The organism is Micromonospora sp. ALFpr18c, assembly GCF_008868155.1.
GTDB lineage: Bacteria > Actinomycetota > Actinomycetes > Mycobacteriales > Micromonosporaceae > Micromonospora.
In genome coordinates, this window is sequence record NZ_WBKR01000577.1 from 1 (window position 1) to 243 (window position 243).

General features: G+C 65.8%; 1 pseudogene. It reads right to left on the reverse strand.

The features are described 5' to 3' along the window. A pseudogene (locus F8271_RS32055) lies at positions 1-243 on the reverse strand (IS1380 family transposase); the annotation flags it as partial.

Sequence of the window (243 nt, forward strand, 5' to 3'; positions counted from 1 at the left end):
GCGGCGATCGCGGTCTCGTCGGCGTCGGTGATGGTCCACCCGACGGTGAACCGGACCGTGCGGAACGCGGTGTTCATCTCGTGCAGGTGTTCGAGGAAGTCGTGGGTGGCGCCGGCGCCGTCGACCCGGATGAGGATTTTCCGGCGGTATTTCGCCGGGATCTGCTCGATCGCGTCGGCGAGGACCCGAATGTGATCACTGACCGTGTTGGATCCGGCGTTGCCTTCTCGCAGCAGCATGGCG